Origin of the sequence: Solibacillus faecavium (assembly GCF_014836905.1) — a bacterium.
Classification (GTDB): Bacteria; Bacillota; Bacilli; order Bacillales_A; family Planococcaceae; genus Solibacillus; species Solibacillus faecavium.
Map to the genome: position 1 here is coordinate 57,072 of NZ_JACSPZ010000006.1, position 23,084 is coordinate 80,155.

Genomic DNA, 23,084 nt, shown 5'->3' on the forward strand with positions numbered 1-23,084 from the left:
TAAGTAAGAGGGGATAACAAAAGCACTTACATAATATTGCCCCTCGGGATACGTTATTGTAAAAAAATAAAGTATTAATGTCTAAGTTACAAAAAATCACGAACATATATTAGATTAGAGTTCGTAATAGTAGGGAGGTGAATAATGTGGTATTTTTTAGACAGGACCCTAGAATGGGATATCCACCACCAGCTGGCCAACAATTCGGCCCTCCTCAAATGGGTAGACAACGTATGGGTTACCCTGGACCAAATGAATTTGCAAGACCTAGGGATTCCTTTTACTCTCCGTATCCAATTGATCCAAGGCAAGGCCAGCAACAGTTTAATCCTAATTCCCAGGCACCTGGCTCACGATTTGGAGGGCTAACAGATAATTTAAATACAATGATGGGTCACGTTGGAACTATTACAAATGGAGTAAATACGATGAGGCAGGTTGGTGCAATGCTTAACCTTTTCAGATTTTAAATAAATCCAATTTAGCATATCAATAGATCCTTATTGATACGCTTTTTTTAATATGTAAAAAAACCCAAAAGATAAGCTCTTTTGAGTTTCGGTTTCCTTTAGTTAAAGTTAAATATTGTATAAAGCACCGTCTATTGTAAATGAAGAAGAACTTACATAAGAAGCCTCATCGGAAAGCAAAAAGACAATGACATTTGCTACCTCTTCTGGCTCACCGTAGCGCTTCATCGGTACGGCATCATTGTATGCAGCTTGAGCGGCCTCCGCTGCGCCTGGGGCAACATTTGCTTCGATTTTACGCATCATTTGTGTATTGATGACACCCGGATTCACGGTATTTACACGAACATTGAATGCCGCTGCCTCTAGAGCCGCCACCTTATTAAGCCCCATTACGGCATGTTTAGAGGAATTGTATAGTGCCATACTTGGGGAACCAATTAAGCCTGCTACAGATGATGTATTTACTATAGAACCGTATTTTTGCCCTTTCATTACGGGCAATACATATTTTAAACCGAAAAGAACACCCTTTACATTAATGCTATAAACGAAATCAAACTCTTTTTCTGTAATATCCTCAAGAGGCTTTGCTGGACCCTCTACACCTGCATTATTTACAAAACCATCGATGCGTCCAAATTTCGAAATAGTTTGGTCCACATAGTTCTTCACATCGTCCTCTTTGGATACATCGGCTTTTACGATTAAGCTGTTATCTACAGTAAGAGAAAGTTCTGTTTGAACTGCTTTGATTGCATCTTCATTTAAATCAACTAACACAACTTTTGCCTGTAGCCCAATTAATTTTCTTACAACCTCTTTCCCGATACCGCCTGCTGCCCCTGTTACGATCACTACTTTATTATCCAAACTCATTTTCCATCTCCTTAATTTGAAGTAAAAATAGCCTGCCAAATAGTTTAACCGCTTTTACAAAATGTAGACCTTAAAAATTTAGGTGCAATATTTATAAATGTAATTATTGACAGTTAAATTCAAAGTGTGGTAAATTTATCTCGAAATAAAGATATTTTAATTAGAGATAAAATATCACGGGAAGAGGTAAAAAATATGAACTTTGAAGAATTAGTAAAATCTCGCCACTCCGCAATGAATTTTCTTGAAAATGAACAGATGACTGAAGAAGACTTTAGAAAAATATTTGAACTTACTAAAACAGCACCGAGTGCGTATAATTTACAATTTACAAATTACTTAGTCATTACGGATAAGGAGAAGAAAGAGAAGGTTAGGGAGCTAAGCTACAACCAATATAAAATTCATACAGCAAGCGGCGTTGTCATTGTAATGGGCAATAAAAATAGTATTGAAAGACCGGATGTTGAGAAAATTTATAGCCCATTAAAAATGCTGAAAATGATGGATGAAGTGGACTATGAAACAACAATTAGTACCATCAAAAACTATAGTGATGGTTTAAAGGGGAAACAAGGTGCACTGGATTTGGAATTGTCATTAAATGCGGGTCTTCACGCCATGTTATTTATGCTAAGCGCAAAACATTATGGCTTTGATACATGTCCAATGCATGTACATAATGTGGAGGAATTAAGGAAAGTATTCAATATTCCAAATCATTTGGAGCCGATCATGATGATTACGATTGGAAAAAGTGTAGATAAAGTACGCGCCCGCGGATATCGTAAACCTGTTGGAGAATTTGTGAATTTTAACGGTTACTAAATAAGAATGTGTTAAAAGCCGAATTGACTTTTAACACATTCTTATTTTATTAAAAAGGATAGGGATAATGCTAGGAAATGTTTTTTCCTCTAGGTATTGGGTACTTTTATATAAATATCAATTTATAGGTAAATGGAAGAGGTGGGCTTTAGTATGAAAGTTCTGAATGTGGATATTGTGTGAATATTCTCTATTTATTTCTTAACTATATTGGTATATTTAAATAAATTTTATTCGGGAAACTACAAGAGAGGTGAAAACAGGTGAAAATTTCTAGCATTGTCCAAGGATCCAACCTCGCATTAGAAGATAGAAAACGATCACTACAGCGCAAAGAGGCAAGTGAAATTTATAAGAAGCATGCAAAATATACAGATACAAGTAAAAATCCACTGCTTGAAGCACTTGAACATTTACTTTCTGGTAAAACGGAAAAAGAATTGCACGACACGGATGTAGCAGCACGCACAAGTTCGCACCTACCAGTCGGGGAAAGCAAAAATCAACCTAAGGAATTCAATCCTTTGGAGAACGAAGATGTATCTTTTGTTATGCCTAAGAAATTCCAAAAGGATTTGGCACGTAATCGAGACGAGCAAACGTTAAATGACCTGGATAAGCTGTTATTTCAGCGTTCATTCAATACCGCTACACAAAAGTATAATTCGCATATTGCGATGGTAAATAACGGTTATCGTTCAATAGATGAACCGATTTTCTCCCAAATTGCATAACAACAAGCTCTCTTTAGTGGAACTACTAGAGGGGGTTTTTATTTTTAATTTGTGAAAGCCCCTTAATAGTGCATTCAATGATATACTATTTTCAAAGTTTGCTTCTTTTTTATTATGTTTAAATGCTCTCATAAAAAGAAGTTAAGCCGCCTAAAAATAAATAACTGCTGACCGGGCAGCATCAGGCGATTTTAAAGCCGGATCCAGACGCAATTATGCCGAGATGTATAAGATAAAAAGGAGTGTTTTCGTTGGCGAAGAAACAGGCCAAAACAAATGCAATTCGTTTAATTGAGCAGCAAAAAATTGCACACGAGATTTTTGAATATACAACAGAAAATGGGGGAGCGGTTGATGGCATCACTGTGGCAAGTAAAATTGGTCAGCCTGTGGAAATGGTATATAAAACATTAATTGCCACTGCCGGTAAGGGGAAATACTTCGTTTTCGTCATCCCAGTCGACGCTGAACTCAATTTAAAAGCAGCTGCAAAAGTAGTAGGGGAAAAGAAAGTTGAAATGATTCCAGTGAAAGAGTTGCTTGGCTTAACAGGATATGTGCGCGGAGGCTGTTCGCCAATTGGTATGAAAAAGCCGTTTCCAACATTTATCGACCAAGCCGCTGCAGCACTTGATTATATCATTGTGAGTGCAGGCAAAATAGGGATGCAAATTAAGCTTGCACCGACAGATTTAGTAAAGGCAACAAACGGTCATTATGCAGTGATTGCCGTGAAATAGAAAGAAGGATTGTTGTGTCGAAGAAATTTAAATGGCAATGGGGAAGTTTTTTTATAGGGCAAATTATTATGGCTCTGGGTATAACGATGACGATTAAAGGTAATGTGATCGGGACAGGTCCATGGGATGTTTTTCATATAGGCATGTATAAGCAGGTTGGACTAACGATTGGTTCGTGGTCTATTTTGACAGGGCTTTTTATTATTATCGCGACATCTCTTTATTTAAAGCGGATTCCGAAGCGGGCGACAATTTTAAATATGCTGTTGATTGGTTCGTTTATTGATTTTTTCAACTGGCTATTACCTGTGGCAAATATATTTTTGTTTGAGTTCGCCTATTTTACGGCAGGATTTTTTATCATGAGTATTGGTTGTGCACTTTATATTGCACCAAATTTAGGTGAAGGGCCTCGTGATACGATTATGATGATCATTGCGAGTAAAGGCTATTCTGTCAAAACAGGACGTATGATTATGGAAGTATTTGCAACAAGTGCAGGCTGGTTACTTGGTGGACCTGTTGGTGTAGGGACGGTTATTTTAGCGCTCGGCACCGGCTATGTCATTCAGCCATCGCTCTTTTTCTTTAGAAGAAAGCTTGAGGAAATAATAGGAGAGCCACTTACATAAAAAAATTTCCCTATATGCTAAAATAAAGTGGAGATAGAAATCGAAAGGATGAACGCGCATGTCAAACGTATTAAATACCTTTTTAGATGAAAATTTATTGGCATTACAAGCACAAGGTTTATACAATGAAATCGATCCGGTAGAAGGTGCAAACGGCCCGATTATTCAAGTAGCAGGCAAACAGTTGATTAACTTATCATCAAACAACTATTTAGGCTTGGCAACAAATGATGAACTGAAGAAGATTGCACAAGATACAATAGCTACTTACGGTGTCGGTGCTGGTGCTGTTCGTACAATTAATGGCACACTTGATTTACACGTAAAACTTGAAGAAACATTAGCGAAATTTAAAGGTACAGAAGCAGCAATTAGCTATCAATCAGGCTTCAATTGTAATATGGCGGCAATTTCCGCTGTAATGGATAAAAATGATGCGATTTTATCGGATGCATTAAACCATGCTTCGATAATTGATGGCTGCCGTTTATCAAAGGCAAAAATTATTCCGTTTGCCCATGCAGATATGGATGATTTACGCGCAAAGGCAAAAGATGCAAAGGAATCAGGTCTTTACAATAAAGTAATGGTCATTACAGATGGTGTATTCTCGATGGATGGCGATATTGCAAAGCTTCCTGAAATCGTAGAAATCGCAAAAGAGTTTGACCTAATTACGTATGTAGATGATGCACACGGTTCAGGCGTTACAGGTAAAGGTGCAGGAACAGTGAAGCATTTCGGTCTGCAAAACGAAATTGACTTCCAAATCGGTACATTATCAAAGGCAATTGGTGTTGTTGGCGGTTATGTAGCAGGGAAGAAAAACTTGATTGATTGGCTAAAGGTCCGTTCACGTCCGTTTTTATTCTCTACCGCTTTACCACCAGGGGATGTAGCGGCAATTACACGCGCAGTGGAAATGATTATGGAATCTACAGAGCTGCATGACAAGCTTTGGGAAAACGGTCAATATTTAAAAGACGGCTTAGCAAAACTAGGCTTTAATATTGGAGAATCCGAAACACCGATTACACCATGTATTATTGGTGAAGAAAAGCTGACGCAGCAGTTTTCAAAGCGTTTGCTTGAGGAAGGCGTTTACGCAAAAGCAATCGTGTTCCCAACAGTCCAAAAAGGAACAGGTCGTGTACGCAATATGCCAACAGCAGCACATACGAAAGAAATGCTGGATGAAGCATTGGCGATTTACGAGAAAGTTGGCCGTGAGTTAGAAGTGATTAAGTAAAATAAAAGCCCGGCACTATTTACACATAGTGCCGGGCTTTTTGCGGAAATGGCGAATACCCAGAAGAAAGTGTCTATTAAGTAAGGCAGGGCGGCGATTATCCGTGTGAAGTTGGCGAATAAGCTTATCTAAATGGCGATTATCGTTAATTAAGTGGATAATATAATTTTCATTTGGCGAATAAATTTCCCGCTTCTTCTTTGTAATTCAATTTTGACATTTTTAAATGACCAAGCTTGGTTATTTTGACAGCATTTCTGTAAAGAGCTCAAGCTTCGCAATACGTTGGATGGCTTCGCGCAACCGCTCTTCATCCACGAGTAGCCCGACACGAATATAACCTTCACCATACTCACCAAATCCATTTCCCGCAGCAACAGCAATATCTGCTTTTTCCAGTAAAAGGTCGGCAAATTGCTCGCTCGTATACGGTGCAGGGACTGGAAGCCAGGCAAAAAACGAGCCTTTAGGTGCAGTAATATGCCAGCCGATTTTTTGAGTTTCTTCCAAAAGGACATTTCGTCGTCGTTCATATAAATCCCGCAGTTCTTCCACGCAAGTTTGTTCTTCATTCAGTGCCAGGGCTGCGGCATGCTGAATTGCAGGGAACTGACTGCAAAAGAGATGGTCTTGAATAATATTAATTGCTTCTACTATTTGCGCATTTCCTACAGCAAATCCAATACGCCACCCCGCCATATTATAGGACTTCGACAAAGTATAAAGCTCAATGCCAACCTCCTTTGCACCAGGAGCCTGCAAAAAGCTTGGCGGACGCTCTCCATCAAAACCAATGGCACCATATGCAAAGTCATGTGCAATAGCGATACGGTTTTCCTTCGCCATCTGAACGGTTTGCTCGAAAAATTCTTTTGTGGCGATACCGCCAGTAGGGTTGTTCGGATAATTTAAATACATAAGCTTGGCGCGCTGCTTTACTTCATCTGCCAGGGCACTATAGTCCGGCAAAAACTGATTTTCTGTTTTTAGTGGCATTGTATCGAATTTAACATCTGCAAGTGCTACTCCCGACAAATAATCAGGATAACCTGGGTCTGGAAGAAGCATATAGTCTCCAGGGTTTAATAGCGCAAGCGGAAGTTCGACTAAACCTACCTTTGTCCCACCAAGTATCGCAATCTCTGTATGCGGATCAATATCCACATTATATTCACGTTTATAAAAGTCGGCTGCTGCCTGTTTTAATTCCGCAATGCCGCGAAACGGGGAATATTTATGTGTTTGCGGATCAGTTGCCGCCATCTGCAATGCTTCAACAATATGTGCCGGTGTTGGCTGATCTGGATTTCCTTGACCTAAATTAATGACATCGCGACCTTCTGCCATTGCTGCGTTCACCTTATTCACAAGCGCTGCAAAAAATTGTGGAGGAAGCTGCTGTAGTTTTTTTGAGAATTCCATTATTCATCACCCTTTAAAAATATTAAAATTAATCTTAGTACTTTTCTAGGTTTAAGTAAAGCGAAGATTTTGATAACTCAAAGTAGAATGTTACAATAGAAGGCAAGTATGTGAAAACGATATTGTAGGAAAATTATTTAAAGGCGGTGTCTATTTATGAAAATCGGCTGTATTCAATTAAATGTAGGTTTTGGAAAAGTAGATGAAAACTATGAGCGTGCGGAAAAGTTCATTCGTGAAGCGGCAGCAGGTGGTGCAGAAATCATCGTATTACCGGAAATGTGGAATACTGGTTATGCACTTGAAAAATTAGATGAGCTTTCTGATGTTAACGGAGAGCGTACAAAAGTATTTTTAAGCGGGCTAGCAAAGGAATTGGCGATACATATTGTCGGTGGTTCCGTATCGGTAAAATGTGACGACAAGTTTTATAATACAATGTACACATATAATCGTGATGGGGAATTGGTCGGCGAGTATAGTAAAGTACATTTATTCCGTTTAATGGATGAGCATTTGTATTTGGAGTCAGGTAATGAGATGAACCGCTTTGCATTAGGTGAGCTGGAAGCTGGTGGTGTCATTTGTTATGATATTCGTTTCCCGGAATGGTTACGCACTCATGCATTGGATGGTGCAAAGGTATTATTTGTCCCCGCACAATGGCCAACGCCACGTATCGATCATTGGAAAATTTTATTGCAGGCCCGTGCCATTGAAAATCAGTGCTTCGTCGTGGCGGTAAATCGCATTGCACGCAAAGTGGAAAATTTCAACGGGCAATCGATGATTATCGGTCCATGGGGAGAGGTTCTTTGGACAGGTGCAGAAGATGAGGAGCTGGCGATTATTGATGTTGATTTTTCGAATGTCGAGGAAGTGCGCGGACGAATCCCGGTTTACGAGGATCGCCGTCCGGGTCTTTATGAGAAAGTGATAAAAGAATAAATTTTTGAAGCGTACCTGGTAGATATGGGTACGCTTTTTTATATTTCAAAATAGAGAGTGGAGATTAAGTTGTATTAAGTGGCGAATAAAAAATCAAGCTGTCTATAAAAGTGAAAGTGACGATTATCCGTGCTTAAGTGACGAATATGTAAAACCGATTGACGATTAAGTTTTTGAAGTTGACGATTAAGTCACTACAGTTGACGAATAAGAATAAAGAAGAGGCGAATAAAATTTCCCCGCCCTTAAAAAGACTATAATATCCAATAGATTGTCTAAAAAGAGCACAAATTAGGTGAATAACATAAAATATCTGACGAAAAAATAATCCTTTGTGCAAAGTTCCCCATTACTTACCACTTGCCATCTCACATGTCTCATTTTAATATAAGAACAAATGTTCTCTTTAAGGAGATGAGCTTCATGTATGAAAATGCACCAGAACGCTCGATTATATGTATTGATATGCGCAGCTTTTATGCGAGCTGTATCGCATCGTTAGAAAACTTAAATGTAATGGAAGTGCCAATTGCCATTGTCGGGAATTTTCAGCAAAAGGGAAGCGTTGTACTTGCTGCATCGCCACCAATGAAAAAGCGTTTTAATATTCGCACCGGATCACGTTTGTTTGAAATCCCGCCACATCCGGATATTCGCCTATTTGAGCCACGAATGTCACTCTTTATTCGTATGTCGATGGAAATTACACGTTTGTTCAATAATTTCGTTCCAAAAGAGGCCATTCATGTATATAGCGTTGATGAAAGCTTTATCGATTTGACCGGCACAGAAAAGTTATGGGGAACTCCTGAAGAAACGGCGCAGTATATTCAACAACTTATTTACAACCAATTTGACATTCCATGTGCAGTCGGTTTTGGACCAAATATGCTTATGGCAAAGCTGGCGCTGGATATTGAAGCAAAGAAAACGGGATTTGCGAAATGGACATATAATGATGTAGCGGAAAAATTATGGCCGATAATGCCGCTATCCACAATGTGGGGAATTGGTGGTCGTACAGAAAAAACGCTGAATCATATGGGTATTTACTCTGTTTATGATTTAGCGCATACCGATTTATCCCTACTGGAAAAACGCTTTGGAGTGTTGGGTAATCAGCTCTATTATCATGCATGGGGAATCGATCACTCGACTGTTGGTGCACCAATCATGCAGGGGCAAATCAGCTTCGGAAAAGGGCAAATGCTCATGCGTGATTACCGCAGCCGAAAGGAAATTTTAGTCGTACTGCTTGAAATGTGCGAAGACGTAGCAAGGCGTGCAAGGGAAGCAAAGAAAACCGGACGAACGATATCATTGGGACTTAGCTATAGTAAAGATGCTTTCGGAGGTGGATTCCATCGTTCGCGCACAATTGATGAGCCGACAAATGATACATTGAAGATTTTTGAAGTATGCAAACAATTACTCGACGAATTTTATGCAGAACGCCCAGCACGCAAAATTACGATTACATTAAGTAATATCGAAAGTGAATATTCAATGCAGCTCAGCTTATTTGATGAGAAGAGGTGGCGCAACCGTAAGCTCGGGGAAACAATGGACCGTTTACGTACAAAATACGGAACGACTGCCTTATTACGTGCAGTTTCCTATACAGAAGCGGGTACAGCACTTGCACGGTCGACATTAGTAGGCGGACATAAACAATAAGGGAGTGAACGCGATGAACAAAGATAGAGGTGTGATTAAATGGACCGCGATGATGTTACCCGAGCATGTAAAGTTATTGCGTGAATGGCAGGAAGAGGACTCGCTGGTGATGCAGCCTGAATTGGATGAAGCTCAGTTGGAGCAAATTAATATAAATTTACAGAGAGCCTATTCAGAAGCTAGCCCCATCCAATTGAAGGTATGGGAGCAAACAGGCATTTACACAATTACAGGTATTATTCAAAAAGTAAATGTACACGAACAATATGTGAAGCTAACAGACAACCAAAAAATTCTATTTCACAATATTTATGAAGCCATATTGGATGAATAAAATTCCCACTATATCTATCTAGCGGGCATTCGCCATTCGGATTTTGTACACGTACAAATGTATCGCTGAAAAAGAATATTCAAAAAATATTGTTTTTTACAAAAGAACACCCTATAATCAATTTCATGGAAATCTTTGAACATCAAGTTTTCGCTGTGGATTATTGTACTTTCCACAAAGACAATTGTTTTAATGAATAAGAAATAATAGATAGAGTTCAGCAATATTTAGGGGTGGATTCATCTTTTAAAGGATAGGGAGGCTTCATCGTGAAAAAAATTATGGTGACCGGTGCTTTAGGTCAAATTGGTTCGGAATTAGTAGAAAAATTACGTCATACGTATGGCGTTGACAATGTATTGGCAACAGATATTCGAAAAATTGATCAGCATGAAGGTCCATTTGAAGTATTGGATGTAACAGATGGGAAACGCATGCATGCGCTCGCACATGATTTTGGCGCAGATACGATGATTCATATGGCTGCACTACTATCAGCAACAGCAGAAAAAAATCCAGTTTTCGCATGGAATTTAAATATGGGCGGTTTAATGAATGCACTTGAAGTAGCACGTGAGCTCGATATGCAGTTTTTCACGCCAAGCTCAATTGGCGCATTCGGTCCTTCTACGCCAAAGGACAATACACCACAAGATACATTACAGCGTCCAACTACAATGTACGGAGTAAACAAGGTAGCGGGCGAATTATTATGTGATTATTACTATACACGCTATAGACTGGATACGCGCGGAGTCCGATTCCCAGGATTAATTTCTTATGTAACGCCACCAGGTGGGGGAACGACGGATTATGCGGTAGATATTTATTATAAGGCGATTGCGGAAGGTCGCTACACATCTTATATTGCAGAAGGTACTTTTATGGATATGATGTATATGCCGGATGCACTGCAGGCAATTGTTGATTTAATGGAAGCAGACCCGGCAAAGCTTATACACCGTAATGCGTTTAATATATCAGCGATGAGCTTCGAGCCGTCGCAAATTGCAGCGGAAATTCAAAAGCATATTCCAAGCTTCACAATGGATTATGATGTAGATCCGATACGTCAGGCAATTGCAGACAGCTGGCCAAATGCTATTGATTCATCAGCTGCTATTGAAGAATGGGGCTTTAAAGCAAGCTACGATTTGGAAAAAATGACGGTCGATATGCTGGAAAAACTAAAAGTACGATTAGCACAAAACGCAATTTAAAATAATGTTGGCGAGTGAAATTGTTGAAAAGCAGTTTCACTCGCTTTTTTATTGTAGATGAGTTTCTTGTTTTTTAAAAACCCCTCACTTCACTTCTCAGTTCCCTCACAATCGCCTAATCTCAACTGAAATTAACAAACCATAATAAGCAAAAAGCGCCATTATTAACAAAATATTTTCATTTTTCAGTATATTATATTAGAATGATATTGTGGGATAAATTGGGAGGCGTCTATTGGGGATGGGGATTTGCCAATAAAAGAAACGCTTAATACAAGGGGGAAACAAACTATGATGATGCAAACACCACTCGTTCTAACAGATATGATCAAGCGTGCAGAAACGTATTATGCACACAAGGAAATAATATCACGTACAAGTGAGAATAAGGTTCACCGCCTTACATACGGGCAATGGGTAAAGCGCACAAGAAAGCTGGCGCACGCATTAACAAAGTTAGGCATGGAACGCGGCGATAAAATTGCGTCATTTGCCTGGAATCAACACCGCCATTTAGAAGCATACTTTGCAGTTCCATGTTCAGGTGCAATATTGCATATGGTCAATATTCGACTATCACCGGAACATATTGCGTACATTATTAATCATGCAGAAGATAAAATTATTTTAATAGACGAAGATTTAGTGCCGTTAATTGAAGAAGTGCAGCACGAATTAAAAACAGTGCAGCATTACATCATAATGGCAGATGGAGACTTGCCAAACACAACTTTACCAAACGTCTTATCGTATGAAGCACTGCTTGAAGAAGCAGAAGACAGCTTCGAGTTCCCGGAAGATTTGGATGAAAATGAACCGGCAAGTATGTGTTATACAAGTGCGACAACAGGCAATCCAAAAGGAGTTGTCTATACACATCGTTCGCTCGTGCTGCATAGTATGTCCATCTCAATGGTGGATACGATGGGGATTTCGGAGCGTGACACGATTTTGCCGATTGTCCCGATGTTCCATGTAAATGCATGGGGAATGCCATTTGCAGCAGTAAATGTTGGGGCGACGCAAGTGTTAATCGGCCCACAATTTACACCAGCTTTAATTTTAGATTTCATCGAGCAATATAGTGTGACGAAAACAGCAGGAGTACCGACAATCTGGCTTGGCGCAATACAGGAGCTAGAAAAGAAGGCGCGTGATTTATCGTCATTACAGGCCATTTTCTGCGGGGGATCAGCTTCGCCAAAAGGACTTATTAAGAAATATGAAGAAATGGGCGTCAATTATATTGTGGTGTACGGTATGACGGAGACTTCACCGATTGTTTCGATGTCACGTGATATGTCACATATGGATGACTGGCCGTTAGATAAAAAAATTGAAACACGCGCAATGCAGGGGCTAACAGTTCCGGGAATTGAATCGAGCATCGTAAACGAAAACGGTGAAGTACCTTGGGACAGCGAAACGATGGGGGAGCTACGTTTACGCGGACCTTGGATTGCAGCTGAATATTATAAAGATGAGCGCACAGCGGAAGCATTTTCAGACGGATGGCTTTACACGGGCGATATAGCAGTCCGTTCAAAGGAGGGTTTTATTAAAATAACAGACCGCACAAAAGATTTAATTAAATCAGGCGGCGAATGGATCTCATCGGTTGATTTGGAAAATGCGCTTATGTCGCATGAAGCTGTATTTGAAGCGGCAGTAATTGCTATCCCACACGCGAAATGGCAGGAGCGGCCACTGGCATGTGTCGTATTAAAAGAGGAAGCAACCGCTACAAAAGAAGAATTAATTGCATTTTTGGAAGGGCAATTTGCCAAATGGTGGCTACCAGATGATATCGTCTTCTTAACAGAAATTCCGAAAACCTCTGTAGGGAAGTTTTTAAAGGCGAAGCTGCGTGAAAATGTAAATGAAATTTATCCACAGCTCCAAGTGTAATATAGAATTGCCGAAAAAATGGGGACGCATCGAATTACCGAGCGTCCCCATTTTTTGTTGTTTTTCCACCTGTGAAAAAACGTTTCATTAAGGAAAGTCCTAAGTTGAAAAGGAAAATAATAAGCGCTACACGAAAGAATGCAACAAAATATTGCCAAACGGTCGTACTCTCAATAAAGAGTAATGACATGTTGTCGACTAAAGCATACGTAAAATAACCTGCAAGTGCGATGAAAAATACCCCAGCAAAAAAATCCTTTACACTCATTCATTGGCCTCCATCCGCTACTACTTAATAAGTAAACGATACCACAGGAAGGAAAGAGAAAGTAGACTAATTTATCGTAGCTTTTTTCGTCGCTTGCACTAGCGTTTCAATCGTTGCCCAGTCTTGCTCAACTAAGGCAGTGACAATTTTACTGCCGACAATTACGCCATCTGCAATCTCACCAAAACTCTTCACATGTTCGGTTGTTGAAATCCCGAATCCTGCTAACACCGGGATATCGCTCGCTGCTTTTAAGTTCGCAAAGTGCCCGGCAAGTTCTGTAGCAAAGCTTGCACGTTCACCAGTAATACCATTTACCGTAACGGCATAAACGAAGCCTTCACTTGCAGTGGCTAATTTCTTAATACGTTCAGGAGGGCTCATTAATGACACGAGCTGAACAAGCGCAATGCCGTTTTCTTTTAAAGCGTCATGCAATAAAGCACTTTCTTCGTAAGGCATATCCGGTACAATCAGTCCTTGAACACCACCACGTTTTGCATCCTCTGCAAATGCTTCAATTCCATAAGCTAAAATCGGATTTAAGTAAGTCATGACAACAAGAGGAATACGGATTTCCTGTGCAAAGCTTTGCAGTTCATCCAGCACCTTGTTCAATGTCACACCGTGTGCAAGTGCACGTTCGCCGGCTTGTTCAATTGTTGGTCCATCTGCTACAGGATCTGTAAATGGAATTCCGACTTCAATTGCGGAAACTCCGATTTGCTGAAGCTTTAATATAGTAGGTTTTAACGTTTCAAGCCCGCCATCGCCTGCCATTATATAAGGAACAAATGCTTTATCCCCTGCAGCTAATACGTTTTCAAGCTGTTTTTGCAATGTCATTTCACGCCACCTCCAAGTTTATCCATTAATGTGTGCACATCTTTGTCTCCGCGTCCTGATAAGCAAACGACAACAATTTCATCAGCAGGACGGTCTTTGGCAAATTGACTTGCATAGTAAACGGCATGCGCGCTTTCCAATGCCGGTAAAATTCCTTCCGTTTCACATAACAGCTTCACACCTTCAAGTGCCTGTTCATCTGTAACAGAAGGGTAGGATGCACGGCCTGTTTCATGTAAATGACAATGCTCAGGACCAACACCTGGATAATCGAGCCCTGCTGAAATAGAGTGTGCTTCTTGTACAAAACCATCTTTGTCTTGCAGTAAATACATGAAAGCACCGTGCAGGACGCCTGTTTTCCCGACATGAATTGCTGCGGCATGTTTATCTGTATCTACACCGGAACCTGCAGCTTCAACCCCGTATAATGCAACATTTTGATCTTCCACAAACGGGTAGAACATTCCGATTGCATTACTGCCGCCGCCAATACAAGCAATAATTGTATCCGGAAGACGTCCTTCCTGTTGTAAAATTTGGGCACGTGTTTCATCCCCAATGACACGCTGGAAATCACGGACAATTGTAGGGAAGGGGTGTGGCCCAAGTGCTGATCCTAAAATGTAATGCGTATCTTCAATATGAGTGACCCAGTGACGCAATGCTTCATTCACCGCATCTTTTAATGTTGCGGAACCTTTTTCTACCGCAACAACTTTTGTTCCGAGCAGCTCCATACGGAAAACGTTCAGTTGCTGACGGCGTACATCTTCTGCCCCCATATAAACGATACATTCCATATCAAGCAATGCACACGCAGTTGCCGTTGCGACCCCATGCTGACCTGCACCAGTTTCAGCAACAATTTTCTTCTTCCCCATACGTTTTGCTAAAAGTGCTTGGCCGATCGCATTATTTATTTTATGAGCGCCGGTATGATTTAAATCTTCACGTTTTAGATAGATTTTCGCACCGCCGACTTTTTTCGTTAAACGCTCAGCAAAATAAAGGGGAGTTTCCCGTCCGACATATTGCTTTAAATAATAGTCAAGTTCTTCCTTGAAAGAAGGGTCCTTTTTTGCTTCCTCATATGCAAGCTCTAATTCCTCAAGTGAAGTCATCAATGTCTCGGGCACGAATTGACCGCCAAATCGTCCAAAGCGCCCTTTTACAGTCGTCGTCATAAAATCAACTCTCCTTTTGCTATTTCAATAAAATTCGTAATCGCTGTCGAACTTTTTCGACCATCTACCTCTACACCACTTGAAACATCTACAGCAAATGGCTCGACAAGCATTATCGCCAGTCCTACATTTTCTCCATTTAATCCACCTGCTAAAATGACCTTTTCCATCGGAATATTTACTTTATCCAAAAGCATCCAGTCAAATGATTCTCCACTACCTCCGCGGAAGTTCGTACCTGGCGAATCGAATAAATAGTAGTCGACATCATATGTTGCTGCTCGCTTAATGTCTTCTTCCCCACGAATCGAAAATGCCTTAATAGCTGGCAGACCGATTTCCTGTATTTCCTCCTGCGTTTCATCTCCGTGATACTGGATATAGTCGAGTTCGACTTGATCGGCAATTTGTCGAATGATATCTGTCTGTTCATTTACAAAAACTCCAACCTTTTTTACCGTACTTGGAATACTCTTTGCCAGCTCGATTGCTTCCTCTACTGTAATGCGTCGTTTACTGGGCGCAAACATAAATCCGATAAAATCCGCTCCAGCTTTTACCGCAGCTTCGACATGTTCGATTTCTTTCAATCCGCAAATTTTTACTTTAGTCATCTCTTTTCGCCAACCTTCGCTATGATGTCGATTTGTAGTGCTTTAAGGGAATTCATGACGTTTCCGCTTACCATTAATGATTCGCCAACTAAAACTCCTTTTGCGCCTGCATTCGCCACAAACTGTGCATCTTCTGCGTTCCAAATGCCACTTTCGCTAATAAATGCAATGGAAGAAGGGGGAAGATGCTGGGCAATTTCAGCGGTAGTTGTTAAGGAAACTTCAAATGTCTTTAAGTTACGATTATTAACTCCGATAATTTTCGCGCCAATATTGAGTGCACGCTGTAACTCCTCCGTATCGTGTACTTCTACAAGGACTTCGAGCTGTTTTTCGGTTGCATATGTGTATAGTGCCTTTAATTGTTCATCCGTCAATGCTGCCACAATCAATAGTATGATCGAGGCACCTGCAGCCTTTGCGTAGTCAATCTGTACTTCATGAATCATGAAGTCTTTGCATAACACTGGAATATTCACCGCATTTGCTACCGCATGTAAATCTTCGAAACTGCCTTTAAAAAATGCCTGCTCTGTTAAAACGGAAATGCAGGCAGCACCGGCTTCCTCATACTGTCTAGCCTGTTCAACAGGGTCAATATGTGTCGCAATATCACCTTTTGATGGTGAGGCGCGTTTCATTTCAGAAATGACCTGCAACGTACTGGCGGTAATTAATGTTTCATACAAAGAGGGACGTACCTTATCAATTGTTGGGAAGTTTGGTGCTGATGCAAGTAAAGCAGGTAATTCAAGCTCTTTTTGCGCTATAATTCGGTCTAAAATAGTCATATAATCGTTTCCTCCTGCATCACTTTTTTGTTATAGGCAACAACACTTTCTAGCTTTTCATATGCACGACCCGACAGGATGCTGTCCTTTGCCATGTCGATACCTTCTTTCATCGTGCTCGCTAAGCCATATGCAAAGAACCCAATGCCGGCATTTAACACGACTGTGTCGAAATATACACTTTGCTTTCCTTTTAATAAATCGCGCATAATTACTGCGTTTTCAGCAGGGGTGCCACCACGGATAGCCGATAATGGCTTTGCAGTTAAGCCTACATCTTCCGCACGAAGCTTAAACGGAATAATATCACCGTGGTCTAAAAGGACGAATGTATTCTCACCGTCCAATGATGCCTCATCCATTCCTTGTGCACCCGATACGACAATCGCGCGCTCACGACCGAGCATGTGCAGCACTTCAGCATAATCCGTAGTAAAGTTAGGGCGGTTAATACCAACGAATTGAGTTTTCAAAGGTACAGGATTTGTTAAAGGTCCGACTAAATTAAAGATTGTCGGCTTTCCAAGTGATTGTCGAACTTCGCCGATTCGCTTTAGCTTTGGATGCATGTTTGGTGCATGTAAAAAGGCGATTCCGTGCTGTTTCAATAAATCTATCGTTTGTGCCGTATCCGGGAGTAGGGTAATGCCAAGTGCTTCTAAAACATCCGAGCTGCCTGAAGCACTCGACACTTTCCGGTTACCATGCTTCGCGACTAAAATGCCCCCGCCAGCTAACACGAAAGCGGCGGTCGTACTAATATTGAAGCTTTGGAGGCCATCGCCACCTGTACCACAATTATCGATATAAATACCTTCTGGTGCATCAACAGAGACGGCATGTGATTTCATGACAGAAGCGAGTCCGGCAACTTCATGTGCTGTTTCGCCTTTGATACTCATTGCTGTTAAAAAGGCAGCTATCTGTTCTTTCGGTGTCTGCTCATTAAAAATGAGTTGTGCAGCCTGCTGCATCTCTTCGAACACTAAATGCTCTTTTCGCTCGATTTGTTCAATAAACGGAAGTAAAGACATACATAATCATCCTTTCAATAGTGAGTGGAATGGGGCATCCTCACTCGTTTCTGTGTGAAGATGTGCAACATTTCCCTGAATCGTTATCGTATTATCGGGTGTCGTGAAATCGACTTGTCCGTTAAACCCGATATAGCCGATTAATCCTTGTGCCGGCAGAAGCTCCTTTACAACATCAATCGCATGCAACGTTGGGTTCAGTGAGCCTTGTGTAGTTGTGGCCAATTTCTGCACTGAATTTTCCACACTAAATGGTTCAATCGGCAATGCTTTGTTTGTAACTGAAATAGATCCGTCCTGCACTTGCATAAAGTTTGCCTGTGATGTTCCAAGTACAGTGCAATCGTCAAATTCGACATAATACATATATGGTGCAGCATAATCAATCCGCATTTTTCGATAAAGCGAAAGGGCATCCCCGTCAAATTGTGCGGCATAATAACCGTTTCGTTCATTTTCGACATGGTTTAGGGTATACGATGTTTCTTCTGGTGTTGTACTTGTAAACAACTGCTCAATCAGTACATCAATATTTGGCTCCTCCTGCTCGGCTTCAATATTCGTATGGAAAACAGCAATCTCGTCTGTTAAATGATCGAAAATAACGAGTGTATCGTAAACATGAAACTGCAGTTCAGGCGATGGTTTTTGCAATGCATGAATATAGCCGATCCCCCCGCCTGTAAAAGGATATTCGGTATGTGATGATATGCGCGGCATTACTTGTTTAATCAATTGAATAAGCTCACCGTCATATGTGTACTCTCTATTGGATAGATGAGATTTATCAATAAGTTGCTGTCCGTTGCCGCTATAGGTTTTTCTTGGATTGACGCCGATGAAGGAATAGCGTCCATTACCTTCATATTTGGATGAGCTTTCTAAAAGAAATTTTCGTTCGCCCTTTAAACGTTGGAAAATGGAGATTGGTGTCAGTAGATCACCGTTCACTTTTTTCATTGATGTACGAAAACGTTGTTGAATTGCCATTCGACACACTCCTTTTAATTTTGGGAATAAAAAAAGTCCCCAGCAAAAGAATAAACTTTTGCTGAGGACGATCTGCACCGCGTTGCCACCTCGATTGAAGCTATAAAATAGCCTCCACTTAAACCTGATAACGGCAGGGTACCGTCCGCCGACTAATGCCGGCAGCTTTCATAAGGCCCATTCACATTTACCTTTTGACGTATTTTCACCAGCCATACGCTCTCTATACAAAACGGGAAATGCTACTCTTCTTATTCAACAATTTACTCAACTAAACTCTTCTCAACTGAAACGGTGGTCGCGCTCCCGCAACCTGCTACCGTAATGTAATATTTTGAATATGCTTATTCTAACACTGAAAATAAAAATGTCAAACAATTCTAAAAAAACTTAACCAAAAAACCCACCGACTAAATGCCAGTGGGTGAAACGATATATGTTAGATCAATTTTTTGAAATCAAGTCGTTTATTTAAAGTGTACATGATAGGTGCGCCAACTGCTAAAACAACAAACTCCCCAAATGCTACAAATAACCATGTCTCCCAAAACGGAAAGTCCAACACTAGGTTAAGCTGTGCCGCAATGATAAACATTGTAAACGTAAAGAGTGTCGTATTAATAACTAAACGTGCCCAAATGTTTTTTACAAACTTACAGATGAAAATAAAAATACCAAGTGTAAGAATAGTATGTCCTACGCCAAAAATTAGGTCAATTGGACCGACAGATGACATAAGGAAATTGGAAAAAAATACACCCAATACAACACCTAACATAAAACGGGGGTTGAAGGCGATCAGATGATTAAATATTTCGGCAATACGGAACTGTACTTGTCCAAAACTAATCGGGGCAACTAGCATTGTTATTGCAATATATAATGCTGCAATAATTGCACTAGTTGCAAGAAACTTTACTTTCATATTAATTCCTCCTAGTTTTTTAACGTGGGATGGTTACGAACCACGCAAAGCAACTGCAATCATAGCAATATTAAAAAAGAAAGTAAAGAATTATAGAACTAATTTCCCTTCAAAGTTCAATAAATTGACAAATGATAAAATTTTGAATAATACATATATAATTCAGTGGTTTAAAGCGCGAAATTAACATGTAGGGATAATGAGTAATTCAATTTAATATCTGAACATTCTAAATCTTATTGACTATCTGAAAATGAAGAGGTAATATAATTTTAATTCACACTTCATCCAAATGAAGTTCGTCGCTTTAAAGCGTCAGAGAATAATAGGGGGATAAATTATATGACACGTAAATTAACGAAGCTTTCCTTTTTAGTATTTGGGCTTCTTTTACTTTTAGCAGCATGCGGTGGAGAAGAGCAAGATACTGCTACTAATGCTACAGCTAGTGACGGAGGAACAGAGTCTGCACAAACTGATGAAGCAAAAACATTTAAAATCGGAACAACTCAAATCGTAGAGCACCCATCATTAGATGCTGCAAAAGAAGGATTCAAAAAGGCGATTGAAGATGCAGGAATTAAAGCGGAATATGTGGATAACTCAGCTAATGGAGATAACAGTACAAACATGACAATTGCACAACAATTAGTAAGCGATAATGTAGACCTGATTTTTGCAAACTCAACACCATCTGCACAAGCGGCAAAAGGTGCAACTGCTGATATTCCAATTATCTTCACATCGGTAACCGATGCGGTAGGTGCGGAATTAATCGAATCAATGGCAACTCCAGGGGCAAACGTTACTGGAACAATTGATTTACATCCGGAAACAATGCCAAAAACAATGGCGTTTTTAAAAGAACTCGGTGTAAAAAATGTCGGGATGGTTTATAACGCTGGAGAGCAAAATTCAGTAGCCCAAATTTCAACTGCTAAAGAATTAGCAGCAAAAGAAGGTATTACAATTGTAGAAGCATCTGCTTCAACATCAGCGGAAGTAAAACAAGCAACTGAATCATTATTAGGTAAAGTAGAAGCGTATTACATCATTACAGATAACACAGTTGTAAATGCATTAGAATCAGTTATCGATGTAGCAAATGCAAACAAATTACCATTAATCGTTGGTGAATTGGACTCTGTAGCACGTGGCGGGTTAGCAGCATACGGTTTTAATTACTACGATATCGGTTATGAAGCAGGGCAAATGGCAGCTCAAATTTTATTGGAAGGGAAATCTCCTTCTGAAATTCCGGCAGCATACCCAGCAAACTTAAAATTAGTCATCAATAAAGCGGCTGCAGAAAATTTAGGCTTAGAAGTTAAACCTGAGTGGGAAGCAGAAGTACAATAATTTGAATGCTGGTAAATAGCCAGGAATAAATATTCGCGCTTGTGCCCTCAAAGAAGGTCTGCCTAAAGTCATCGTAATGAAATCCAAGGCTAATATTCTAGAGGGTCCTAGCGCGAATTAACGTTTAACTACTTTTTAATGGATACTCATAAGCTCGCAAGGTGCAGTGGATAAAAATTATAGGAGATGATTCGAGATGTTTACAGCTTTGTTTGGGTCGGTAGAGCAAGGAATCATCTATGCAATTATGGCACTGGGTGTTTATTTAACATTCCGGGTGCTGGATTTTCCGGATTTAACGGTTGATGGAAGCTTTGTAACGGGTGCAGGTACGGCCGCAATGATGATTGTACTTGGCTATAATCCGATACTCGCAACATTGGTCGCAACAGTTGCTGGATTTATTGCTGGATGTATGACAGGAATTTTACACACTAAAGGGAAAATCAATCCGCTGCTTGCAGGGATTTTAATGATGATCGCGCTTTATTCTATTAATCTTCGCATTATGGGATTAAGCTCCGATACGGGTGTAACAAGACCAAATATTCCACTCTTAAATTCAGAAACAATTTTTACAGTATTTAATAATTTTTGGGCAAGTTTAGGCATTGATTCAGTCATCTCAAATGCTTTAAAGTCAATGGGTATGACAACGGTGCCAACAACTTGGGGTATTTTAGCCGTTATGCTTGTTGTGACGATTATTATTAAGCTTATCGTTGACTGGTTCTTAAAAACGGAAGTCGGTTTGGCGATTCGTGCAACAGGGGACAACAAACGGATGATTCGCAGTTTTTCGGCAAATACTGATTCATTAGTTATTTTAGGGTTAGGTATTTCAAACGGTATGGTTGCACTGTCCGGGGCATTAATTGCGCAATATACAAAATTTGCGGATGTTGGATTAGGTATCGGGATGATTGTTGTCGGTTTGGCCTCTGTTATTATAGGGGAAGCTATTTTTGGTGCTAAATCGATTGTACGCGTAACCTTCGCTGTTATTGCCGGGGCAATAATTTACCGTATGATTTACGCTTTAGCGTTGCGTGTAAAATGGCTGGATTCAGGTGATATGAAATTAATAACAGCATTTATCGTTATTTTGGCATTAGTAATTCCGCAAATCGTTAATAAGTATAAAGAAAAGAAACGTAAGGCAAAACGTTTGGAAGAACGAATGGCACTACAAAAGGCAAAATTAAAAGTTGAGCAGGGAGGGAATGGCCTTGCTTAAATTGGATAGTATCAATAAAGTGTTTAACGAAGGAACACCCGATGAGAAAATGGCATTGGATAATATTAATTTGCACTTAGCACCTGGCGATTTTGTCACAATAATTGGAAGTAATGGTGCAGGAAAATCGACAATGATGAATATGATTTCCGGGGCCCTAACACCCGACTTTGGATCCGTCATTATTAATGGCAATGATTTAACACGTTTACCTGAACATAAGCGGGCGGTACATATTGGCCGTGTGTTCCAGGATCCAATGGCTGGTACAGCACCTACAATGACGATTGAAGAAAATTTGGCGATTGCCTATTCACGCAATGCCAAACGCACACTTCGGTTCGGTGTAGATAAAAAACGCCGTGAATTTTTCAAATCCTCATTAGAAAAATTGCACCTGAATTTAGAAAACCGTCTAAATGCAAAGGTAGGTCTATTATCTGGTGGTGAACGCCAAGCATTAAGTCTATTAATGGCTACCTTTACGAAGCCTTCCATTTTGCTACTCGATGAACATACAGCAGCACTGGACCCATCACGTGCAGAGCTTATTACAAAGCTGACAAAAGAGTTGGTGGAAGAAAGTAAGCTGACAACGCTTATGGTTACGCATAATATGCAGCAGGCGTTGGACTTAGGCAATCGCTTAATTATGATGGACAAAGGGCAGATTATCCTGGAAGTAGGGGAAGATCGAAAACCGGCACTAACGATTCCGGATTTAATGACCGAATTCGAGCATATCCGCGGAGAAAAAATGAATTCAGATCGCGCGCTATTAGGCTAAATTAA

The 23,084-nt window shown here is 40.2% G+C and carries 24 protein-coding genes, 1 riboswitch and 1 other annotated feature; of the genes, 14 read left to right on the forward strand and 10 right to left on the reverse strand.

All coding sequences use genetic code 11. The features are described from left to right. Nucleotides 1-146 precede the first annotated feature (146 nt). Nucleotides 147-470, forward strand: a complete 324-nt coding sequence (locus tag H9635_RS12930; RefSeq protein WP_191700721.1) for a hypothetical protein — start codon at nucleotides 147-149, stop codon at nucleotides 468-470. Nucleotides 471-578: 108 nt separating this feature from the next. On the opposite strand, the gene H9635_RS12935 is transcribed toward H9635_RS12930, so the two are convergent. Then, the gene (locus tag H9635_RS12935; protein WP_191700722.1) at nucleotides 579-1,349 is read right to left on the reverse strand and encodes an SDR family NAD(P)-dependent oxidoreductase; all 771 of its coding nucleotides are present in this window, start codon (nucleotides 1,347-1,349) and stop codon (nucleotides 579-581) included. 195 nt (nucleotides 1,350-1,544) lie between these two features. On the opposite strand from H9635_RS12935, the gene H9635_RS12940 reads away from it, so the two are divergent. The 5 genes from H9635_RS12940 to H9635_RS12960 all read left to right on the forward strand — a co-directional run bounded on the left by H9635_RS12940 (nucleotide 1,545) and on the right by H9635_RS12960 (nucleotide 5,532). Next, on the forward strand, nucleotides 1,545-2,177 hold the full coding sequence (locus tag H9635_RS12940; RefSeq protein WP_191700723.1) for a nitroreductase family protein: 633 nt from the start codon (nucleotides 1,545-1,547) through the stop codon (nucleotides 2,175-2,177). Between the two features lie 263 nt (nucleotides 2,178-2,440). Further along, complete coding sequence (locus H9635_RS12945; RefSeq protein ID WP_191700724.1) at nucleotides 2,441-2,911, forward strand: hypothetical protein; 471 nt, start codon at nucleotides 2,441-2,443, stop codon at nucleotides 2,909-2,911. Nucleotides 2,912-3,162: 251 nt separating this feature from the next. Continuing rightward, the gene (ybaK, locus tag H9635_RS12950) at nucleotides 3,163-3,651 is read left to right on the forward strand and encodes a Cys-tRNA(Pro) deacylase (RefSeq protein ID WP_191700725.1); all 489 of its coding nucleotides are present in this window, start codon (nucleotides 3,163-3,165) and stop codon (nucleotides 3,649-3,651) included. Between the two features lie 14 nt (nucleotides 3,652-3,665). After that, a complete protein-coding gene (locus tag H9635_RS12955) occupies nucleotides 3,666-4,283 on the forward strand; it encodes a YczE/YyaS/YitT family protein (protein WP_191700726.1) in 618 nt (205 codons plus the stop codon). 58 nt (nucleotides 4,284-4,341) lie between these two features. Continuing rightward, nucleotides 4,342-5,532, forward strand: a complete 1,191-nt coding sequence (locus tag H9635_RS12960; protein ID WP_191700727.1) for a glycine C-acetyltransferase — start codon at nucleotides 4,342-4,344, stop codon at nucleotides 5,530-5,532. A 240-nt stretch (nucleotides 5,533-5,772) separates the two neighbouring features. On the opposite strand, the gene H9635_RS12965 is transcribed toward H9635_RS12960, so the two are convergent. Beyond that, on the reverse strand, nucleotides 5,773-6,954 hold the full coding sequence (locus H9635_RS12965) for a pyridoxal phosphate-dependent aminotransferase (RefSeq protein ID WP_191700728.1): 1,182 nt from the start codon (nucleotides 6,952-6,954) through the stop codon (nucleotides 5,773-5,775). A gap of 156 nt (nucleotides 6,955-7,110) precedes the next feature. Between H9635_RS12965 and H9635_RS12970 the strand changes: the two genes are divergently transcribed. The 5 genes from H9635_RS12970 to H9635_RS12990 all read left to right on the forward strand — a co-directional run bounded on the left by H9635_RS12970 (nucleotide 7,111) and on the right by H9635_RS12990 (nucleotide 13,041). After that, nucleotides 7,111-7,902 carry a carbon-nitrogen family hydrolase gene (locus H9635_RS12970; protein WP_191700729.1) on the forward strand — a complete coding sequence of 264 codons (792 nt, stop codon included), beginning with the start codon at nucleotides 7,111-7,113 and terminating at the stop codon, nucleotides 7,900-7,902. Nucleotides 7,903-8,325: 423 nt separating this feature from the next. Next, complete coding sequence (locus H9635_RS12975; protein WP_191700730.1) at nucleotides 8,326-9,579, forward strand: Y-family DNA polymerase; 1,254 nt, start codon at nucleotides 8,326-8,328, stop codon at nucleotides 9,577-9,579. Nucleotides 9,580-9,592: 13 nt separating this feature from the next. After that, on the forward strand, nucleotides 9,593-9,913 hold the full coding sequence (locus H9635_RS12980; RefSeq protein WP_191700731.1) for a YolD-like family protein: 321 nt from the start codon (nucleotides 9,593-9,595) through the stop codon (nucleotides 9,911-9,913). A gap of 269 nt (nucleotides 9,914-10,182) precedes the next feature. Next, nucleotides 10,183-11,133, forward strand: coding sequence for an L-threonine 3-dehydrogenase (locus tag H9635_RS12985; RefSeq protein ID WP_191700732.1), 951 nt, complete (start codon nucleotides 10,183-10,185; stop codon nucleotides 11,131-11,133). 294 nt (nucleotides 11,134-11,427) lie between these two features. Beyond that, nucleotides 11,428-13,041, forward strand: a complete 1,614-nt coding sequence (locus H9635_RS12990) for a long-chain fatty acid--CoA ligase (protein WP_191700862.1) — start codon at nucleotides 11,428-11,430, stop codon at nucleotides 13,039-13,041. Between the two features lie 34 nt (nucleotides 13,042-13,075). Here the strand turns inward: H9635_RS12990 and H9635_RS12995 are convergent, their stop codons facing one another. The 8 genes from H9635_RS12995 to H9635_RS13030 all read right to left on the reverse strand — a co-directional run bounded on the left by H9635_RS12995 (nucleotide 13,076) and on the right by H9635_RS13030 (nucleotide 19,696). After that, on the reverse strand, nucleotides 13,076-13,309 hold the full coding sequence (locus H9635_RS12995; RefSeq protein ID WP_191700733.1) for a sulfate permease: 234 nt from the start codon (nucleotides 13,307-13,309) through the stop codon (nucleotides 13,076-13,078). Nucleotides 13,310-13,375: 66 nt separating this feature from the next. Continuing rightward, complete coding sequence (trpA, locus tag H9635_RS13000) at nucleotides 13,376-14,155, reverse strand: tryptophan synthase subunit alpha (RefSeq protein ID WP_191700734.1); 780 nt, start codon at nucleotides 14,153-14,155, stop codon at nucleotides 13,376-13,378. Next, nucleotides 14,152-15,342 carry a tryptophan synthase subunit beta gene (gene trpB / locus H9635_RS13005; RefSeq protein WP_191700735.1) on the reverse strand — a complete coding sequence of 397 codons (1,191 nt, stop codon included), beginning with the start codon at nucleotides 15,340-15,342 and terminating at the stop codon, nucleotides 14,152-14,154. The genes trpA and trpB overlap by 4 nt, the downstream gene beginning before the upstream one ends. After that, nucleotides 15,339-15,956 (reverse strand): phosphoribosylanthranilate isomerase, encoded by a 618-nt coding sequence (locus H9635_RS13010; protein WP_191700736.1) that lies wholly within the window; start codon nucleotides 15,954-15,956, stop codon nucleotides 15,339-15,341. The genes trpB and H9635_RS13010 overlap by 4 nt, the downstream gene beginning before the upstream one ends. Continuing rightward, complete coding sequence (trpC, locus tag H9635_RS13015) at nucleotides 15,953-16,747, reverse strand: indole-3-glycerol phosphate synthase TrpC (protein ID WP_191700737.1); 795 nt, start codon at nucleotides 16,745-16,747, stop codon at nucleotides 15,953-15,955. Before trpC ends, H9635_RS13010 begins: the two co-directional genes overlap by 4 nt. Further along, nucleotides 16,744-17,781 carry an anthranilate phosphoribosyltransferase gene (gene trpD, locus H9635_RS13020; RefSeq protein WP_191700738.1) on the reverse strand — a complete coding sequence of 346 codons (1,038 nt, stop codon included), beginning with the start codon at nucleotides 17,779-17,781 and terminating at the stop codon, nucleotides 16,744-16,746. The genes trpC and trpD overlap by 4 nt, the downstream gene beginning before the upstream one ends. Before the next feature lie 6 nt (nucleotides 17,782-17,787). Further along, on the reverse strand, nucleotides 17,788-18,771 hold the full coding sequence (locus H9635_RS13025; RefSeq protein WP_191700739.1) for a metal ABC transporter ATP-binding protein: 984 nt from the start codon (nucleotides 18,769-18,771) through the stop codon (nucleotides 17,788-17,790). Nucleotides 18,772-18,831: 60 nt separating this feature from the next. Further along, nucleotides 18,832-19,039 (reverse strand) — a binding site (T-box leader). Between the two features lie 171 nt (nucleotides 19,040-19,210). Beyond that, a complete protein-coding gene (locus H9635_RS13030; RefSeq protein WP_191700740.1) occupies nucleotides 19,211-19,696 on the reverse strand; it encodes a QueT transporter family protein in 486 nt (161 codons plus the stop codon). A gap of 5 nt (nucleotides 19,697-19,701) precedes the next feature. After that, nucleotides 19,702-19,746: riboswitch (PreQ1 riboswitch) on the reverse strand. Nucleotides 19,747-20,038: 292 nt separating this feature from the next. Here H9635_RS13030 and H9635_RS13035 point away from each other — a divergent pair. From H9635_RS13035 to H9635_RS13045, 3 genes are all read left to right on the forward strand, one after another. Continuing rightward, entirely contained in the window at nucleotides 20,039-21,055 is a 1,017-nt protein-coding gene (locus H9635_RS13035; protein ID WP_191700741.1) for an ABC transporter substrate-binding protein, read from the forward strand. A 196-nt stretch (nucleotides 21,056-21,251) separates the two neighbouring features. Next, entirely contained in the window at nucleotides 21,252-22,292 is a 1,041-nt protein-coding gene (locus tag H9635_RS13040; protein ID WP_191700742.1) for an ABC transporter permease, read from the forward strand. After that, entirely contained in the window at nucleotides 22,285-23,079 is a 795-nt protein-coding gene (locus tag H9635_RS13045) for an ABC transporter ATP-binding protein (protein WP_191700743.1), read from the forward strand. Before H9635_RS13040 ends, H9635_RS13045 begins: the two co-directional genes overlap by 8 nt. Nucleotides 23,080-23,084: the final 5 nt, after the last annotated feature.

Coding starts and splice junctions, on each gene's coding strand:
- trpC (WP_191700737.1), bottom strand. CDS start 16,747: ATGACTATTTTAGACCGAATTATAGCGCAAAAAGAGCTTGAATTACCT.
- H9635_RS13040 (WP_191700742.1), top strand. CDS start 21,252: ATGTTTACAGCTTTGTTTGGGTCGGTAGAGCAAGGAATCATCTATGCA.
- H9635_RS12995 (WP_191700733.1), bottom strand. CDS start 13,309: ATGAGTGTAAAGGATTTTTTTGCTGGGGTATTTTTCATCGCACTTGCA.
- H9635_RS13035 (WP_191700741.1), top strand. CDS start 20,039: ATGACACGTAAATTAACGAAGCTTTCCTTTTTAGTATTTGGGCTTCTT.
- H9635_RS13030 (WP_191700740.1), bottom strand. CDS start 19,696: ATGAAAGTAAAGTTTCTTGCAACTAGTGCAATTATTGCAGCATTATAT.
- trpB (WP_191700735.1), bottom strand. CDS start 15,342: ATGACGACGACTGTAAAAGGGCGCTTTGGACGATTTGGCGGTCAATTC.
- H9635_RS12940 (WP_191700723.1), top strand. CDS start 1,545: ATGAACTTTGAAGAATTAGTAAAATCTCGCCACTCCGCAATGAATTTT.
- trpD (WP_191700738.1), bottom strand. CDS start 17,781: ATGTCTTTACTTCCGTTTATTGAACAAATCGAGCGAAAAGAGCATTTA.
- H9635_RS12965 (WP_191700728.1), bottom strand. CDS start 6,954: ATGGAATTCTCAAAAAAACTACAGCAGCTTCCTCCACAATTTTTTGCA.
- H9635_RS13025 (WP_191700739.1), bottom strand. CDS start 18,771: ATGGCAATTCAACAACGTTTTCGTACATCAATGAAAAAAGTGAACGGT.
- H9635_RS12935 (WP_191700722.1), bottom strand. CDS start 1,349: ATGAGTTTGGATAATAAAGTAGTGATCGTAACAGGGGCAGCAGGCGGT.
- H9635_RS12990 (WP_191700862.1), top strand. CDS start 11,428: ATGATGCAAACACCACTCGTTCTAACAGATATGATCAAGCGTGCAGAA.
- H9635_RS12960 (WP_191700727.1), top strand. CDS start 4,342: ATGTCAAACGTATTAAATACCTTTTTAGATGAAAATTTATTGGCATTA.
- H9635_RS12980 (WP_191700731.1), top strand. CDS start 9,593: ATGAACAAAGATAGAGGTGTGATTAAATGGACCGCGATGATGTTACCC.
- H9635_RS13010 (WP_191700736.1), bottom strand. CDS start 15,956: ATGACTAAAGTAAAAATTTGCGGATTGAAAGAAATCGAACATGTCGAA.
- H9635_RS12975 (WP_191700730.1), top strand. CDS start 8,326: ATGTATGAAAATGCACCAGAACGCTCGATTATATGTATTGATATGCGC.
- trpA (WP_191700734.1), bottom strand. CDS start 14,155: ATGACATTGCAAAAACAGCTTGAAAACGTATTAGCTGCAGGGGATAAA.
- H9635_RS12970 (WP_191700729.1), top strand. CDS start 7,111: ATGAAAATCGGCTGTATTCAATTAAATGTAGGTTTTGGAAAAGTAGAT.